Origin of the sequence: Bacillus sp. FSL R5-0593 (assembly GCF_038603755.1) — a bacterium.
Taxonomy (GTDB): Bacteria; Bacillota; Bacilli; order Bacillales; family Bacillaceae; genus Bacillus; species Bacillus velezensis.
This window is the reverse complement of the sequence record NZ_CP152011.1, coordinates 3,076,962-3,093,295: the sequence shown is the minus strand read 5'-3', so window position 1 is coordinate 3,093,295 and position 16,334 is coordinate 3,076,962. Positions and strand designations below refer to the sequence as shown.

The 16,334-nt window shown below is 48.5% G+C and carries 17 protein-coding genes; 14 read left to right on the top strand and 3 right to left on the bottom strand.

Annotation, left to right across the window (positions count from 1 at the left end):
• Positions 1-25 precede the first annotated feature (25 nt).
• From thpR to NYE36_RS15245, 4 genes are all read left to right on the top strand, one after another.
• Positions 26-577, top strand: a complete 552-nt coding sequence (thpR, locus tag NYE36_RS15260; RefSeq protein WP_020956227.1) for an RNA 2',3'-cyclic phosphodiesterase — start codon at positions 26-28, stop codon at positions 575-577.
• A 26-nt stretch (positions 578-603) separates the two neighbouring features.
• Positions 604-1,536, top strand: coding sequence for a hypothetical protein (locus NYE36_RS15255; RefSeq protein ID WP_265451111.1), 933 nt, complete (start codon positions 604-606; stop codon positions 1,534-1,536).
• Positions 1,537-1,588: 52 nt separating this feature from the next.
• Positions 1,589-2,518, top strand: coding sequence for a YegS/Rv2252/BmrU family lipid kinase (locus NYE36_RS15250; protein ID WP_094032175.1), 930 nt, complete (start codon positions 1,589-1,591; stop codon positions 2,516-2,518).
• Between the two features lie 270 nt (positions 2,519-2,788).
• Positions 2,789-3,586: a phosphotransferase family protein gene (locus NYE36_RS15245; RefSeq protein WP_003152355.1), complete on the top strand. Its 798-nt coding sequence runs from the start codon at positions 2,789-2,791 to the stop codon at positions 3,584-3,586.
• On the opposite strand, the gene NYE36_RS15240 is transcribed toward NYE36_RS15245, so the two are convergent.
• Positions 3,587-3,865 (bottom strand): YtzH-like family protein, encoded by a 279-nt coding sequence (locus tag NYE36_RS15240; RefSeq protein WP_003152357.1) that lies wholly within the window; start codon positions 3,863-3,865, stop codon positions 3,587-3,589.
• 185 nt (positions 3,866-4,050) lie between these two features.
• Between NYE36_RS15240 and trmB the strand changes: the two genes are divergently transcribed.
• The 3 genes from trmB to NYE36_RS15225 all read left to right on the top strand — a co-directional run bounded on the left by trmB (position 4,051) and on the right by NYE36_RS15225 (position 7,384).
• Complete coding sequence (gene trmB, locus NYE36_RS15235; protein ID WP_003152359.1) at positions 4,051-4,704, top strand: tRNA (guanosine(46)-N7)-methyltransferase TrmB; 654 nt, start codon at positions 4,051-4,053, stop codon at positions 4,702-4,704.
• Between the two features lie 58 nt (positions 4,705-4,762).
• Positions 4,763-5,608 (top strand): MBL fold metallo-hydrolase, encoded by an 846-nt coding sequence (locus NYE36_RS15230; RefSeq protein WP_033574222.1) that lies wholly within the window; start codon positions 4,763-4,765, stop codon positions 5,606-5,608.
• A gap of 78 nt (positions 5,609-5,686) precedes the next feature.
• A complete protein-coding gene (locus tag NYE36_RS15225; RefSeq protein ID WP_031379297.1) occupies positions 5,687-7,384 on the top strand; it encodes an NAD-dependent malic enzyme in 1,698 nt (565 codons plus the stop codon).
• A 55-nt stretch (positions 7,385-7,439) separates the two neighbouring features.
• Here NYE36_RS15225 and NYE36_RS15220 read toward each other — a convergent pair whose 3' ends face one another.
• The gene (locus tag NYE36_RS15220) at positions 7,440-7,757 is read right to left on the bottom strand and encodes a PepSY domain-containing protein (protein WP_003152366.1); all 318 of its coding nucleotides are present in this window, start codon (positions 7,755-7,757) and stop codon (positions 7,440-7,442) included.
• A gap of 158 nt (positions 7,758-7,915) precedes the next feature.
• On the opposite strand from NYE36_RS15220, the gene NYE36_RS15215 reads away from it, so the two are divergent.
• Complete coding sequence (locus tag NYE36_RS15215) at positions 7,916-8,989, top strand: M42 family metallopeptidase (RefSeq protein WP_003152370.1); 1,074 nt, start codon at positions 7,916-7,918, stop codon at positions 8,987-8,989.
• Between the two features lie 33 nt (positions 8,990-9,022).
• Here the strand turns inward: NYE36_RS15215 and NYE36_RS15210 are convergent, their stop codons facing one another.
• Positions 9,023-9,469, bottom strand: a complete 447-nt coding sequence (locus NYE36_RS15210; RefSeq protein WP_265451112.1) for a YtoQ family protein — start codon at positions 9,467-9,469, stop codon at positions 9,023-9,025.
• A gap of 197 nt (positions 9,470-9,666) precedes the next feature.
• Here NYE36_RS15210 and NYE36_RS15205 point away from each other — a divergent pair, with 197 nt between their 5' ends.
• The 6 genes from NYE36_RS15205 to NYE36_RS15180 all read left to right on the top strand — a co-directional run bounded on the left by NYE36_RS15205 (position 9,667) and on the right by NYE36_RS15180 (position 16,323).
• Positions 9,667-9,990: a thioredoxin family protein gene (locus NYE36_RS15205; RefSeq protein WP_003152373.1), complete on the top strand. Its 324-nt coding sequence runs from the start codon at positions 9,667-9,669 to the stop codon at positions 9,988-9,990.
• A gap of 15 nt (positions 9,991-10,005) precedes the next feature.
• Entirely contained in the window at positions 10,006-10,815 is an 810-nt protein-coding gene (locus tag NYE36_RS15200) for a DUF1444 domain-containing protein (protein WP_012118213.1), read from the top strand.
• 14 nt (positions 10,816-10,829) lie between these two features.
• Complete coding sequence (gene ytpR / locus NYE36_RS15195; protein WP_022552814.1) at positions 10,830-11,435, top strand: YtpR family tRNA-binding protein; 606 nt, start codon at positions 10,830-10,832, stop codon at positions 11,433-11,435.
• A gap of 167 nt (positions 11,436-11,602) precedes the next feature.
• Positions 11,603-14,206: a DNA translocase FtsK gene (locus NYE36_RS15190; protein WP_144663870.1), complete on the top strand. Its 2,604-nt coding sequence runs from the start codon at positions 11,603-11,605 to the stop codon at positions 14,204-14,206.
• 240 nt (positions 14,207-14,446) lie between these two features.
• On the top strand, positions 14,447-15,745 hold the full coding sequence (gene murC / locus NYE36_RS15185) for a UDP-N-acetylmuramate--L-alanine ligase (protein ID WP_015418019.1): 1,299 nt from the start codon (positions 14,447-14,449) through the stop codon (positions 15,743-15,745).
• 155 nt (positions 15,746-15,900) lie between these two features.
• The gene (locus NYE36_RS15180; RefSeq protein WP_007408777.1) at positions 15,901-16,323 is read left to right on the top strand and encodes a DUF948 domain-containing protein; all 423 of its coding nucleotides are present in this window, start codon (positions 15,901-15,903) and stop codon (positions 16,321-16,323) included.
• Positions 16,324-16,334: the final 11 nt, after the last annotated feature.

Genomic DNA, 16,334 nt, shown 5'->3' with positions numbered 1-16,334 from the left:
TAACCAAAGAGGGGGAGATCCTCGTATGAAAGCTTCATTGCCGCATTATTTTATCGGCATTCCGATTCCGGCTGACATTGCTGAACCGATTTGGGAAGCAGCCAAAAAGGAGCCGGTGTTAACATTTAAAAAATGGGTGCACCCGCATGACTATCATATTACACTCATTTTTCTCGGAGCCGCGGATGAAGAACGGCTTGCGAAATTATCGTCTCTGCTCGCAGATGCTGCGTCGGCAGCGCAGCCGTTTACCGTACAGTTTCAGCATCTGGATATTTTCGGCGACCGCAGACAGCCGAGAGTGCTTCACCTTGAGCCCGAACGGAATGAACTGCTCTTTGATTTGCGGGAAAAAACAAAACAGGCTGTTTTGAAAGCCGGTTTTCAAGTGGAAAAACGGCCTTATCACCCTCATATGACGATGGCGCGGAAGTGGGCGGGAGACCGGCCGTTTCCTGACGATGTGCCGTTTGAAAGCGGCAGGGTGCAAAGTGCCGTCAGCCGGTTTTCCCTGTTTCAGACCCATCTTGACCGGTCGCCTAAATACGAAGAAATCGCACAGTTTCAATTGACATAAACAAATATTCGGAGTGGAGAAATCACATGGCACAGATCATCAAAATTCACGACTGCATATCCAGATATGAACTTGATCCATATCATTATATGAACCAGTTTATCCGGCTGAAGAAAGAACGCTGGGAGGCGCTTCTTGAAGCGTTTGACCGGATGACGGAAGAAAAAGAAACGGAAACGGCTGCAGGCGGGGAAACCGATCAAGCGCCGGGCAGGAAAAAATTTTCCTTAAAAAAGAGAAAAGAAGAAAATACGGCCGATATAAATGAAAAGAGGCACCAATGGTTTGATGAGCCGGAGGGAGAAGAGGCGCTGTTCGGGAATCTTCCGTCTCAAAAGTCTGAGCTCGCGCCTTTTTTCAAAGATCAGCTGTATGACTTTCAATTAAAATGGGCGAGCTCCACGCTTTCTCAAAAGTCTGAGCTTTCGCAGGCGGTCAAAGGGGACAGGATGTTAAAAATGCTGGCTCAAAAGCTGCCCGATTCCTATTTTGTGATGTATCATCCGGTTCTGCAAATTCAGCAGGCGTCCGTCGAACTGAGCATGATCATCATCTCGCCGCTGGAGATTTTCTGCGCTGCTTTTATGGAAGCGGAAGAGGACAGCGTATATATCGGATCAAAACACCGTTTTTGGGAAGAAAGAGGCTCCGGCAGCACGCGCCAAGTATTGAATCCGGCTCTCAGCCTGCAGCGGACGGGCTCGGTCGTTTCGCAAATCGTAAAAGAAAAGCAGGCCGACATTCCCGTGCGGAAGCTTTTACTCAGCAGAACGTCTTATATTGATTACCCGGAGCCGCCGTACGGGCTGGAAATAGCTGATAAACGGACTGCCGCAGGGTGGCTGGAAAAGCAGCAGAAAAATACGGCGCCGATCAAGAACCACCAGCTGAAGGCGGCGAAGGCTCTTTTGTCTTACGGCTTGAGCGATTCAAGCCGGAGACAGGAATGGCTTGATTAAAGCGGACGTTTGCCGGCTGTCTCTTCATCTATGAAGCAGGTGAAAACAAACGATGAGTCAATGGTTTTTTATTATTAATCCGGTCTCAGGAGGCGGGCGGGGCCGGCGTGTCTGGAAATCAGTTCAAAAAGAGCTGACCAGGCGCGGGGTCAGCCACCGCTCTTTTTTGACCGGGCATCCCGGACATGCGGAGGTGCTGGCGAGGCAGATTTCAATGATGCAGGATCATAAGCTTAAGCGGCTGTTCGTCATCGGCGGTGACGGGACGATGCATGAAGTCATTAACGGACTGAAAGGAACGGATCAGATTGAGCTGACCTTTGTGCCCGCCGGTTCGTACAATGACTTTTCCAAAGGGCTCGGTATTAAGAAGTCGGCGCTCCTCCAAGAAATCAAAAGTCTGCACCGCCCGCTCACACGGAAATTTTTTGCGGGAAACATCAACTTTTTTCATGACAAAGCGCAATCACTTTATTTTATTAACCACCTGTCTGTCGGCTTCGATGCCTCAGTTTTGAAGGCAGCCGCGAATTTTCCGTTATCGCGCGTTCTTCGGTTTTTGCGTCTCGGTTTTGTGATTTACCCGCTCGCGCATTTACATACGGCCTCGGGGTTTCAGCCGTTCAGATTTGTTTGCACGGCAGACGGCCAGAAGCGTGAATTCCGCAATGTCTGGTTTGTCATTGCGGCTAATCACCCTTATTACGGAGGCGGCATGAAAGCGGCGCCTTCAGCAAATCCCCGTCAAAACCATTTTGATATTGTCATTGCAGAAAACCTGTCCTTTTTCTCGCTGTATCGTTTTTTATGGGCGATGAGCTTCGGCCGGCATATCAAAATGGACGGAGTGACGATGATAAAGGGGAAGGAATTCGTTTTTGAAACAGATGGGAAAATTCCGTTTCACGCTGACGGCGAGCTGATCGGAACGACGCCGTTTCGGCTTATGCCGGCCGGTACGCCGTTGAAAATAAAAACATAATAAACAAATGAAACCCGTCAAATGTTTCACGGCAAAGAGCGGTTCGCGGCATAAATCTTCAGAATTCACAGGTGTTCTTGCTAGTTTTGCTTGACGAAGTTTGTGCTGTAGCGCTAAAATTTATAGGACGGCTATTGATTAGCATATGAGACTCTCAATAGCTGTCTTTTTTATTCTCATGAAATTGTTTATGACAGGCCGCTCCGCCAATAGAGAAAGGTTGGAGGCCTATTCTAAAATATTTTAAGAAATGATGGGTTGAACATTGATATGAACTGGTTGGGACAATTACTAGGTAGCGATTGGGAGATCTTCCCCGCCGGAGGAGCTACAGGAGATGCATATTATGCGAAACATAACGGCCAACAGCTTTTTTTAAAACGTAATAGCTCGCCCTTTTTAGCCGTGTTATCCGCCGAAGGCATTGTTCCGAAGCTGGTTTGGACGAAACGGATGGAAAACGGAGACGTCATTACGGCTCAGCATTGGATGGCGGGCAGGGAGCTGAAGGCAAAGGATATGAGCGGACGCCCGGTGGCTGAGCTGCTCCGCAAAATCCACACATCAAAAGCTTTGCTCGACATGCTGAAAAGATTGGGAAAAGAACCGCTTGATCCGGGCGCCCTTTTGTCGCAGCTGAAGCAGGCCGTCTTTGCCGTGCGGCAATTTTCGCCGCTTATTCAGGAAGGCCTTGCTTATTTGGAAGCTCATGTGGATCAGGTGCAATTCGGTGAAAAAGTCGTTTGCCATTGTGATGTGAATCATAATAACTGGCTTCTGTCTGAAGACAACCAGCTGTATTTAATAGATTGGGACGGCGCCATGATAGCTGATCCGGCCATGGATCTCGGCCCTTTATTGTATCATTACGTCGAAGAGCCAGCGTGGGACAGCTGGCTTGGGATGTACGGCATGAAGCTCACGGAAGGGCTTCGGCTGAGGATGGCATGGTACATGTTATCGGAGACCATCACCTTCATCGCCTGGCACAAATCAAAAGGAAACGACAAAGCGTATCATGATGCCATGGAAGAGCTTCATGCCCTGATGAAGCGGATTGTCAAGTAGTCAGGAGTACGAATCCATCTGCTCCACCCATTGGGACAAATGGTTTTGGTGCTCCTGAATATGCGTGTCGATGGAATCGGCCGTGATGCCGGACTGGCTGTAGCGGTAGACATCCTCGAGCACGTTTTTTATATTTGAATCAAGCCCGGTGTTGGCCATCAGTGATTTGATGACGCGCTCCAGCTGTTCATACTCGGCAACCGTACCGCAGCAATCCAATTGATGGTCGGCCAATATGTCCTTTAATAACCGGACCTGATGTTCGCTTGTTAAGCCCATGATTCATATACACATCCTTTCTGTGTCATACATTGTGCAAAGCGGTGCGGTTTTATGCATCACATGAGTGTTCCGGACCGGGGAGCCTCTTTTTTTATGCAGCCGGCGCCTTTAAAAGGCGCTTGCGGCTCTTTATGTTTCATGGTATGTTGTTACTCGAAATTATAGATAGAGGTGTCAATCATATGAGAATGCGCCATAAACCTTGGGCGAATGATTTTCTGGCAGAAAACGCTGACATCGCCATCAGTGATCCGGCCCAGTATAAAGGGCGGTGGAACACGGTCTTTGGCAATGACAACCCGATCCACATTGAAGTCGGTACGGGAAAAGGGCAGTTCATTTCAGGAATGGCCAAGCAGAATCCGGATATCAACTATATCGGGATTGAGCTGTTTAAAAGCGTCATCGTCACTGCCGTCCAAAAAGTTAAGGACAGCGGGGCTCACAATGTCCGTTTGTTAAATATAGACGCGGAAACACTGAATGACGTATTTGAACGGGGAGAAATCAAGCGCGTATATCTAAACTTTTCTGACCCGTGGCCGAAAAACCGTCACGAAAAGCGCCGTTTAACATTTAAAACGTTCTTGAAAAAATACGAAGAAGTGATGGGCGAAACAGGTGAGATTCATTTTAAAACCGATAACCGCGGTTTATTCGAATACTCTCTGAAAAGCTTTTCCGAATACGGCCTGCTTCTGACGGAAGTCAGCCTTGATCTGCACAACAGCGATCCGAAGGGCAATATTATGACAGAATACGAAGAAAAATTCTCCGCGCTCGGCCAGCCGATTTATCGGGCCGAAGTTGAATGGAGAACAAAAGACAGACTCTGATGCGGGAGTCTGTTTTTTTATGCCGCCATTTGCTACCATTACATCAGGAGGGATCAAGATGGAGACATTGAATATTGGGAATATTTCATTAACATGGCTGGACGGCGGTGTAACACATATGGACGGCGGAGCGATGTTCGGCGTTGTCCCGAAACCTTTATGGTCGAGAAAATACCCCGTAAATGACAAAAACCAGATTGAATTAAGAACAGACCCGATTCTGATCAGAAAAAACGGCCTCAATATATTGGTTGACGCGGGTATCGGCCGAGGGAAATTCTCTGATAAACAAAAAAGGAATTACGGCGTAACACAGGAATCCAATCTGAAACAATCTCTTCGTGACCTCGGGCTTTCCTGTGAGGACATTCATATTGCCGCGATGACCCATCTTCATTTTGACCATGCATGCGGCCTGACGGAGTACAGCGGAGAGGAGCTTGTCTCTGTTTTCCCGAATGCCCGCATTATCACTTCTGCAACAGAGTGGCGCGAAATGAGAAATCCTAATATCAGATCGAAAAATACATATTGGAGAGAAAATTGGGAGGCGGTGCAAGATCAGGTCGAAACCTTTGAAAACGAGTATCAGCTGACAGAAGGCATTACGATGCACCACACCGGCGGCCACAGCGACGGCCACAGCGTCATCGTCTTAGAAGACGGAGGGGAGACGGCTGTGCATTTTGCCGACCTGATGCCGACGAATGCGCATAAAAATCCGTTATGGGTGCTGGCCTATGATGATTATCCGATGACCTCTATTCCAGAAAAGCAGAAATGGCAGACGTTCGCGGCAGAAAAAGACGCCTGGCTGATTTTCTATCACGACGCGATTTACAGAGCGGTAAAATGGGGAGAAGACGGCGAAGTGGCTGCATCTGTCAAACGGGAGAAAAAATAAGCGAATCGATGATTTGCCTGTATGAATTTCGGGAATAAAAGCAAACCTAAGACAAATTGCTTTGAAAGGAAGAGACAGGTGAATCAATTTCAAGTGACGAAAGATGGAGAAATCAAAACAACACTGCGCGGATTAGAAGTGCTTTCTACGCCTTTTTTAAATAAAGGGGTGGCCTTTACACAGGAGGAAAGAAAGGAACTCGGGCTCGAGGGGTTTCTGCCGCCGAAAGTATTGACAATCGAAGAGCAGGCGAGGCGGGCCTACGAACAATTCAGTTCGCAGCCTGATGAGCTGAGCAAAAATGTCTACTTGACCGCTCTCCATGACCGGAATGAAACGTTATTTTACAGGCTGTTAAATGATCATTTAGGCGAAATGCTGCCGATCGTATATACGCCGACCGTCGGCACTGCGATCCAGCGTTACAGCCATGAGTACAGAAAACCCCGCGGTCTGTATTTGTCAATAGATGACCCTGAAGGAATGCGCGCCGCATTTCAGCAGTTCGGAAAAAATGAAAACATTGACTTAATCGTTGCGACAGATGCCGAGGGCATTCTGGGAATCGGTGACTGGGGCGTCGGCGGCATCGCCATTTCTGTCGGAAAACTTGCGGTGTATACGGCGGCGGCAGGAATTGATCCGTCACGAGTGCTTGCGGTCGTATTGGACGCGGGGACAAATCAGGAAAGCCTCTTAAATGACCCGCTGTATGTCGGAAACCAGCATTCAAGAGTGCGCGGCGAGAAATATGACCGCTTTATTGATGAGTATGTCTCGCTTGCCCGGGAAACATTCCCGAATGCGCTGCTTCATTGGGAGGATTTCGGTACGGCTAACGCCCGCGGCATATTAAAACGGTATAAAGATAAAGTCTGTACGTTTAACGATGACATTCAAGGAACGGGCGCGGTATCGCTTGCAGCTGTTTTAGCGTGTGCAAAAGCATCAAAAGTGCCTTTAAAAGAGCATAAAGTCGTCGTCTTCGGCGCGGGAACGGCCGGTATCGGAATTGCTGAGCAGCTGCGCGAAGCCATGGTGCATGACGGATTAAGCGAAGAAGAATCCTACAGCCATTTTTGGTGTATCGACAGAAACGGATTGTTAACGGATGATATGAAGGACTTGCGTGATTTTCAGGTTCCGTACGCGCGCCCTGCTGATGAAGTGAAAGAGTACGGCCGCAGCGGTGAAGGCGGATCAATTGATCTGGCGGAGACGGTGCGTCAGGCCAAGCCGACGATTCTGATCGGCACATCCACCGTATCAGGCGCATTTACGGAAGAAATCGTCAAAGAAATGGCCTCGCATGTCAAACGGCCCGCTATTTTGCCGATGTCAAACCCAACGACATTATCAGAAGCAAAACCTGAAGATTTGATTAAATGGACGGAAGGCCGCGCGCTTGTCACTACGGGTAGTCCGTTTCCGCCTGTTGCGTATAACGGCGTTACCTACCATATCGGACAGGCGAACAACGCGCTCGTATTCCCGGGACTCGGACTCGGCACGATTGTGACGAAAGCAAGGATCATTACGGACAATATGTTCGTTGCCTGCGCGAATGCCATCGCCGGTATGGTGGATGTCGGCAAGCCGGGGGCGCCGATGCTTCCGAAAGTGGAGGATCTTAGGACGGTATCGGCAACTGTGGCGGTAGCTGTAGCTAAAGCTGCGATTCAGGACGGTGTAGCGGAAACGGAACCCGAGGATCTGATCCAAGCGGTGCAGGACGCGATGTGGCACCCAGTATATAAACGAATTCGGCCGATGTAACCGAATAAAGCCCAAAACGCTGATGGTTTTGGGCTTTATTTTTTGCTTGTCCGAATTATGAGGCGACAGAATCAATGACATCGACAATCTGGCCTGTTTTTGCATTGACCATAACTTCATATTGCTCCAGTTCGCCGAATGCCGAACGTGTCACGCCGGTCTTGTATACCTGGATGGTTTCTCCGTTTACCTGGTAGGGCTCGGGCTCTGTGTAAATCCATGATCCGTCTATCGGCCCGCGCTGTTTAAAAGCCGCTTTCACGATACGGAGCGCTTTTTCTGAAGAGATATAAGGTTTCATCGCATACTTTTTCACTGCGATGGCAGCGCATAATCCGACTCCTGCACCTAAGAGAAAATGACGTAATTTCAATATGAAGCACCTCCAATTATGTCGTAATTTTTATTATACAGAAGATGCCAGACGGTGTTAAGTAAAGCGGCGGTTTTCCAGCCCATTCAATCTGAGCGCTTGGAAAACGGTTGTTTTTCTAATAAAATAAAAGCATTACATAGAAATGAGGGGAAAATATGAATGAGGAAACGAAAACGCTTTTCCGGACGCTGACGCAGCTTCCCGGCGCACCGGGAAATGAACATCAGGTCCGCTCCTTTATGAAACGGGAGCTTGCGAAATATGCGGATGACATCGTGCAGGACAGACTCGGAAGTGTTTTCGGAGTAAGGCGCGGCGCTGAAGATGCGCCGACCGTTATGGTAGCCGGCCATATGGACGAAGTCGGGTTTATGGTAACGCAGATTACGGATAACGGCATGCTGAGATTTCAGACGCTCGGCGGCTGGTGGAGCCAGGTGCTGCTTGCCCAGCGCGTCGAGGTGCAGACGGATAACGGACCGATTATCGGCGTCATCTCAAGCATCCCGCCCCACATTTTAACGGATGCCCAGCGCGCAAAGCCGATGGAGATCAAAAATATGATGATTGATATCGGTGCCGATGACAGAGAGGACGCGGTCAAAATGGGGATCAGACCGGGACAGCAGGTCGTGCCTGTCTGCCCGTTCACCCCGATGGCCAACGAGAAGAAAATATTGTCCAAAGCGTGGGATAACCGCTACGGCTGCGGGTTAAGCATTGAACTATTAAAAGAGCTGCACGGAAAAGACCTGCCGAACAATCTGTACGCCGGGGCCACCGTTCAGGAGGAAGTCGGCTTGAGAGGGGCGCAGACAGCGGCCAACATGATTCAGCCTGATCTCTTTTTCGCGCTTGATGCCAGCCCGGCAAATGATATGAGCGGCGATAAGGAGCTGTTCGGCCGTCTCGGCGAGGGGGTGCTGCTCCGCATTCTCGACAGAACGACGGTCATGCACCGCGGGATGAGAGAGTTCGTCCTTGATATGGCGGAAACGCACAATATCCCTTATCAATATTTCGCTTCAGGCGGGGGAACGGATGCCGGACGGGTCCACATATCAAACAGCGGGGTTCCGTCTGCCGTCATCGGCATTTGTTCAAGATACATTCATACAAATGCCGCTATCATCCATGTCGATGATTATGCCGCGGCGAAAGAAATGCTCATTAAGCTGGTCATGGCGAGTGACAAACAGACGGTCGAAACGATCAGAGAAAATGTGTGAAAAAATAAGCAGGACCGCATAAAGGCGGCCTGCTTATTCTGTTTCAAATAAATAAGAGAGTGCTTTCATCGCTTGATTGACGGTTTCGACCGTGATATTCGCTTTTCCGGAAAGCTCTTTCAGCGGATGATGAAGTTCTTTCGGACGGATGAGAATGAGCGGCTTTCCTTTTGCGATGGCATAAGAAGCATCCATCGCGGTATTCCACTGCTTATATTTCTCGCCAAACAGGGCGATCACAATATCGGCTTTTTCCATCAGCACCTCTGTACGGAAATTGTTGATATCAGAAGCTCTGGCGTCTTTTAAAACAGAATCGGGCTGCACGCCCATAATCTCTTCTCCGATATTGTCTGAGCGTTCATGGTTTTCCATCGGGCCGACAAACGTAATCGGCAGGTCCAGCGCCGTTGCTTTTTGCTTAATCTCATCCCGCCAATTACTGTGGATTTCACCCGCTAAATACACGACAAACTGCATCCTTTGCCCCTCCTTATGTACATATTCAGATTTTCGTACGGCTACAAGCAAAATGGTAAACGAAACTTGCTTGATAATGCAAATGAAATATGATAATGATATTGCATATAGTTGGTCTTGCTGTAAACAGTCTGGTATGATCCAATTGGACAAACATCAGCATATAAAAAACTCATAATCCAGATGGAGGAATGACAATGAAAAAGATTGAAAGCACGGAAGAATTGCAAAAAGCGGTACAAGACGATTGGGCGGTATTTATGTTTTCAGCGGATTGGTGCCCGGACTGCCGCTTTGTGGAGCCGTTTCTCCCTGAGCTGGAAGCGGACTTTCCTGAATTCACTTATTACTACGTAGACCGCGATCAATTTATTGATACATGCGCGGAATGGGAAATTTACGGCATTCCGAGCTTTGTTGTGTTTAACGGAGGAAAAGAAGTGAACCGCTTCGTCAGCAAAGACCGTAAAACAAAAGAAGAAATTGAGCAATTTTTAACCGATTCCCTTGCTAAAGCATAAAGGAGGCCACGGGCTTTGAAAATGACGTCAAGGAAGCTGGCGGATTTATTAAAACAGCGCCTGCAGCACGAGAACCGATCCTTCTTTTTTGACAGAGAAAAAGACACCCTCCGTGTGGAGGATCAAACGACCAAAAAAGGCATCACATTGGAGCTCCCGCCGATCATTGCGAAGTGGGAGACGAAAAAAGAAGAAGCGATCGACGAAATCGTCTACTATGTGTCAGAAGCAATGGAGGCGATGGAAGGCAGCGGACAGGAGATGTCCGGAAAGGAAGCCGGAATCTATCCGGTCATCCGCTCCACATCATTTCCCGATCAAACGAGCGACGGCATTCCCCTCGTGTATGATGACCATACGGCCGAAACGAGAATCTACTACGCGCTTGACCTCGGCAAGACGTACCGCTTAATTGACAGCCGTATGCTCGAGAAAGAAAACTGGACAAAAGAACGGATCAGGGAGACGGCGTCATTCAATCTCCGCTCTCTTCCTTCAGTTGTGAAACAGGATACGGTTGCGGACAATTATTTTTATTTTTTCAGGGCGAATGACGGCTATGACGCCAGCCGGATTCTCAATGATTCGATTCTTCATGAATACAAGCAGGCCGCTGAAGGCGAATTGGCGATTTCCGTCCCGCATCAGGATGTATTAATACTTGCTGACATTCGAAATGAATCGGGTTATGATATTTTAGGGCAAATGTCCATGAGCTTCTTTGCAAGCGGCACGGTGCCGATTACGGCCCTTTCATTTCTGTATAATGAAGGCAGACTGGAACCTGTGTTTATCATGGCGAAAAGCCGGCCGAAAAAGGATTAGAAAGGATTTTTCTTATGAACGCTTTTTACAATAAAGAAGGTGTGGGAGATACGCTTCTGATCTCTCTTAAAGATGCGGCACGCGAAGAAATCGCCTATGAAAGAGAAGGCGATGTCATCAGAATCTTTAACAAAGAAACAAAAGAAACGACGGGCTTTAACATTTTTAATGTGTCTTCTTATCTACAGATTGAGGACAACGGCCCCGTCGCTTTGTCTGAGACATTCGTTCAGGATGTGAATGAAATACTGAACAGAAACGGCGTTTCAGAAACGCTGACGGTTGACCTTTCTCCGAAATTTGTTGTCGGTCACGTTGAATCGAAAGAAAAACATCCGAATGCGGATAAACTGAATATCTGCCAAGTGAATGTGGGAGAGGAAACCCTCCAAATCGTTTGCGGCGCGCCGAACGTGGACAAAGGGCAAAAAGTCGTCGTCGCTAAAGTCGGCGCGGTGATGCCGAGCGGACTTGTGATTAAAGACGCTGAATTAAGAGGCGTTCCGTCAAGCGGCATGATCTGCTCCGCGAAAGAACTCGCTTTGCCGGATGCGCCGGCGGAAAAAGGGATTCTTGTTCTTGAAGACAGCCGCGAGGCCGGCGAAGCATTTCAATTCTAACTCCCATAAATAAGCGCACAGAATCGAATGATGTGAGAGAAAGCCGTTAAGCAGGCCTGCTTAACGGCTTTCTTCAGTTGGGAGCTTAATCTTTTCTGAGCCGCCCGGCAATGGTATACTAAATATCGTCCCAGACTACTAAAAAGGGAGTTAGAGAGTGATTAAACATGAGTTGGCTGAATAAATTTTTTGACTTATTTTTAGGTGAAAAAGAAGAAGAGCATGAACGTGAACCAAACACGCATGCCCAAATCCCGAAACAGCAGATACCGGATCAGCCAGAAGGCAAATTCACGCGCATGGAAGATCCTAAAATATATTACGAATATCCGAAAGGGAATTTCCGCTTCCCCGTCGTTCCGGACGGCTATAAGCGAACGGAGCAAAACCAAAGACAGCGGGAAAGGCACGAACGCCGCCAGCCGTCCCGGGATTATGCCGCCGGGAAGGATCAAACCGAGCGGAAACAGCATACACATAAAGAGCCTGAAACGGTGAAAAAGCCCTTTAAACCGTCATCCATTCCTTCACCGGTTTACGGCTTTCAATCTCAGCACAGCATAAAAAAAGCGCCTAATTCCGAAAAGCGGCGTGAAGAGAACGTAACATTGCTTTCAGAGGAGCAATTTGTTCCGCCAAAAGCCGGCCAGGAAACAGAAAAAGAGCCCGTCTTCACAACATCCGGCATAACAAAACAGACGAATGACCGGCCAGAACCGTTTGCGAAACAAGAAACGGAAGAAATCCCGGCCGTTAAAAAAGAGGAGCTTCACACCGAGGCTGAGAATGCAAAAGAGCAAGTGTTTGCAGCAGCAGAACCGCAGCAGACTGAAGAGCGGGAGCACACGGAAAGCGCGGAGTCTGCCGGCTTTACAGAAGAACAAGAGCATGAACAAACCCGCCCGCAGCCTATTAAAGAGCCTGAGTATGAAGCATCCCGAACGGCTGAAAACACAGAGGAACAAGCGGCGCCGCAGGAGGAATATCAGGAGCCTGAGCCGGAAAAAGCACCGCCTTTTGAAACCGCAGAAGAAACGGTGTATACATACACAGAACCCGGATACGATGAGGAAGTTCAGCCGCAGTCTGAAGACAAGCCCGAATCAGCTGAAACCGACGCGGAACAGGAAACAGACTCGCAGCCTGAGTACAATGAAGTCACGCGGCATTCAGACCCCGAGCCTGAACCTGCAAGCATCGAGACGGCCGATGCCCCGTCCCGGCCTGCCGAAGAAAAAACGGAGCATCAAGGACAGCCTCAGACTGTGAAAAAAGCGGAGCGGCCGAAAGAGCGCAATGTTCCGTTTAACGTCATGATGCTTAAAAGCGATAAACACAAGCAGGCGAAGACGCCAGAGGGCGGAGCGAGCTATGCCTTTCCGAATCTGTCGCTTCTGGACGTACCGCCGGCGCAAAGACATGACGACCAATCCTGGATTGAAGAACAGCGCGAGCTTTTAAACGTTACACTGAAAAACTTTAATGTGCGCGCCCAAGTCGTTCATGTCACACAAGGCCCGTCCGTCACACGTTTTGAAGTGCATCCTGAGCCCGGAGTGAAAGTAAACAAAATTACAAACTTAGCAGATGATATTAAACTGAGCCTGTCTGCCAAGGATATTCGGATTGAGGCGCCGATCCCCGGTAAAAACACGATCGGCATTGAAGTTCCGAACCGCGTAAGCAAAGTCGTTGATTTAAGGCAGATGATCAGAAGCGCCGCTTTCAGGACGAATCCGTCTCCGCTTACAGCCGCGCTCGGTGTCGATATTTCCGGAAACCCGGTCGTCATTGATTTGAAAAAGATGCCGCACGGGTTGATAGCGGGTGCGACAGGATCGGGAAAAAGCGTCTGCATCAATACCATTTTGGTCAGTCTGCTTTATAAGGCGGATCCGAGTGATGTCAAAATGCTTCTGATCGATCCGAAAATGGTCGAGCTTGCGCCTTATAACCAAATTCCGCATTTGGTCAGCCCCGTCATCACGGACGCCAAAGCCGCGACCGCCGCGTTAAAATGGGTTGTGGAAGAGATGGAACGGCGATATGAACTGTTTGCCCATTCGGGTGTGAGAGATATCGGCCGCTTTAATGAATTAACCGCCGATCATAAGACAGGCGAAAAGCTTCCGTACCTCGTAGTGGTCATTGATGAGCTTGCTGATTTAATGATGGTCGCGCCGAACGATGTGGAAGAAAGCATTGCCAGAATCGCGCAGAAAGCGAGAGCCTGCGGCATTCATCTGCTTGTCGCGACACAGCGTCCGTCTGTCGATGTCATTACCGGAATGATCAAGGCAAACATACCGACGAGGATTGCATTCTCCGTCTCAAGCCAGGTAGATTCCAGAACAATCATCGACATGGCGGGAGCGGAAAAGCTGCTCGGAAAAGGCGACATGCTGTACTGGGAAAACGGTACCGGAAAACCGGTGCGCCTGCAGGGCAACTTTGTATCCGACAGAGAAATTGACCGCGTCGTCTCTCATGTCAGAAAGCAGCTGCCGCCTTCTTATTTGTTTGAACAGGAAGAACTGATCAGGCAGGGAACCGCCCTCAAGGAAGAAGACGAACTGTTTCCTGAGGCGTGCCAATTCGTCGTGGAGCAAAACAGCGCCAGCACCTCAAGCCTTCAAAGAAGGTTCAGAATCGGTTATAATCGCGCCGCGAGGCTGATTGACATGATGGAAGCCGAAGGCATGATCTCAGAAGCGAAAGGCAGCAAGCCCCGTGAAGTGCTGATTACGGCCGCTGACATTGCTCATGAATAAGAATATCGTTCATTTTTCTCACAAACATGGTATGATAGTGGATGGACCATCAAAACTGCATCACTGTCACGCGCTGAAATATCATGCGGCAGGTTTAATCAAAAAGAAAGTTACAGATACTGACGATAACGTAAAAATAAATGGAAGCGCCGCTGTGCGGGCTTTTCGCCCGCGGCGGTCGCAAAATGAAATGAGCGTCATATACTGGGGAACAGATAGACGTTTGTTGGAGGTACGATTATGACTGTTTATCATTTTGTTGGAATAAAAGGGACAGGTATGAGCCCGCTTGCTCAAATCCTGCATGATACAGGGTATCAGGTGCAGGGATCGGATATCGAGAAGCAGATTTTCACTCAGGCTGCCCTTGAAAAAAGAAATATCCCGATCTATCCGTTCAGCGCCGATAACATCAAACCCGGCTTAACGGTAATCGCCGGAAACGCATTCCCTGATTCTCATCCGGAAATCGCAAAGGCGCTCGCTGAAGGGATTCCTGTCATCAGATATCATAAATTTTTAGCTGAATATATGAAAAAATACACAAGTGTCGCGGTAACGGGCGCACACGGCAAGACGTCCACAACGGGCCTCTTGGCACACGTGATGCAGCAGGCGAAGCCGACTTCGTTTCTTATCGGGGACGGAACGGGCAGAGGAAATGAAAGCAGCGAATACTTTGTATTTGAAGCCTGCGAGTACCGCCGTCATTTTCTAAGCTATCAGCCTGATTATGCGATTATGACGAATATTGATTTTGACCACCCTGATTATTTCGCCAACATTGACGATGTGTTTGATGCTTTCCAAAACATGGCGCTTCAAGTCAACAAAGGCATCATTGCCTGCGGTGATGACGAGTACCTGCCGAAAATTCACGCCAATGTGCCTGTCGTGTATTACGGCACGGGAGAAGAAAATGATTTTCAAGCGAGAAACATCGTGAAAAATACGGAAGGCACGACATTTGACGTCTTTGTCCGCAATACGTTTTACGATACGTTCTACATCCCGGCATACGGGCATCACAATGTCCTCAATTCCTTAGCGGTTATTGCGCTCTGCCACTATGAAGAGATAGACGTGAACATGATTAAGCGCGGACTTGAATCATTCGGCGGCGTCAAACGCAGATTCAATGAAAAAGTGATCGGCAGCCAGGTACTGATCGACGACTACGCCCACCATCCGACTGAAATCAAAGTCACGATTGAGGCGGCGCGTCAAAAATATCCCGAACGTGAAATCATCGCGGTATTTCAGCCGCATACGTTTACACGGACGCAATCATTCCTGGATGAATTCGCAGAAAGCTTAAGCGCGGCCGATCGCGTGTATCTGTGCGACATTTTCGGCTCTGCCCGCGAGAACGTCGGCAAGCTCACGATCACGGATCTTCAGGAAAAAATCGCTAACGCAGAACTCATTGAAGAAAATGACACATCCGTGTTAAAAGCGCATGAAGGCGCAGTGCTGATCTTCATGGGCGCCGGAGACATTCAAAAATATATGAGAGCCTATGAAAACGTCATAGCGTAACGAAAAAGCAGTGGGGCTCTCACTGCTTTTTTGCGCGTGCTGCAAAGGGATTTACCGAGAAACGGAGAAATAGTATACATACAGATCTTTCATATATGTTTATCATTTTAAGAATTGGGTATATACCACTATATCCTGCATTAAGGAGGTATTAGATGATCATCATTCTTTACTTAAGCGTCGCACTCATTGCCGTTGCATTTCTCATCCTCGTCATCTATCTGTCCAAAACATTAAAGTCCGTGCAGATGACTTTAACAAACGTTGCCTCGACTTTAGACGGCCTTGAAGGGCAGATGAAAGGCATTACCGCAGAGACAACCGAGCTGTTACATAAGACAAACCGTCTCGCGGAAGACATTCAGGAAAAATCAGAGAAATTAAATACGGTTGTCCATGCTGTCCAGGAAGTGGGAACTTCCGTCCAGCAGTTTAATACATCCATAAAGCAGGCAGCAGGTTCCGTTACGGCCTCTGTAAGAGAGAATCAGGATAAGATCAGTCAGGTTGTCACCTGGAGCCAGGCCGCTATGGAAATATGGGACAAGTGGAAGCAAAAGAAAAAAACATCGCTTTAATCATAAGAAAA

Bases quoted from the DNA above. Each gene is read 5' to 3' on its own strand.
- NYE36_RS15245 (WP_003152355.1), top strand. From the start codon at position 2,789: ATGAACTGGTTGGGACAATTACTAGGTAGCGATTGGGAGATCTTCCCC.
- NYE36_RS15250 (WP_094032175.1), top strand. From the start codon at position 1,589: ATGAGTCAATGGTTTTTTATTATTAATCCGGTCTCAGGAGGCGGGCGG.
- NYE36_RS15230 (WP_033574222.1), top strand. From the start codon at position 4,763: ATGGAGACATTGAATATTGGGAATATTTCATTAACATGGCTGGACGGC.
- murC (WP_015418019.1), top strand. From the start codon at position 14,447: ATGACTGTTTATCATTTTGTTGGAATAAAAGGGACAGGTATGAGCCCG.
- NYE36_RS15215 (WP_003152370.1), top strand. From the start codon at position 7,916: ATGAATGAGGAAACGAAAACGCTTTTCCGGACGCTGACGCAGCTTCCC.
- NYE36_RS15205 (WP_003152373.1), top strand. From the start codon at position 9,667: ATGAAAAAGATTGAAAGCACGGAAGAATTGCAAAAAGCGGTACAAGAC.
- ytpR (WP_022552814.1), top strand. From the start codon at position 10,830: ATGAACGCTTTTTACAATAAAGAAGGTGTGGGAGATACGCTTCTGATC.
- trmB (WP_003152359.1), top strand. From the start codon at position 4,051: ATGAGAATGCGCCATAAACCTTGGGCGAATGATTTTCTGGCAGAAAAC.
- NYE36_RS15240 (WP_003152357.1), bottom strand. From the start codon at position 3,865: ATGGGCTTAACAAGCGAACATCAGGTCCGGTTATTAAAGGACATATTG.
- NYE36_RS15255 (WP_265451111.1), top strand. From the start codon at position 604: ATGGCACAGATCATCAAAATTCACGACTGCATATCCAGATATGAACTT.
- thpR (WP_020956227.1), top strand. From the start codon at position 26: ATGAAAGCTTCATTGCCGCATTATTTTATCGGCATTCCGATTCCGGCT.
- NYE36_RS15190 (WP_144663870.1), top strand. From the start codon at position 11,603: ATGAGTTGGCTGAATAAATTTTTTGACTTATTTTTAGGTGAAAAAGAA.
- NYE36_RS15180 (WP_007408777.1), top strand. From the start codon at position 15,901: ATGATCATCATTCTTTACTTAAGCGTCGCACTCATTGCCGTTGCATTT.
- NYE36_RS15210 (WP_265451112.1), bottom strand. From the start codon at position 9,469: ATGCAGTTTGTCGTGTATTTAGCGGGTGAAATCCACAGTAATTGGCGG.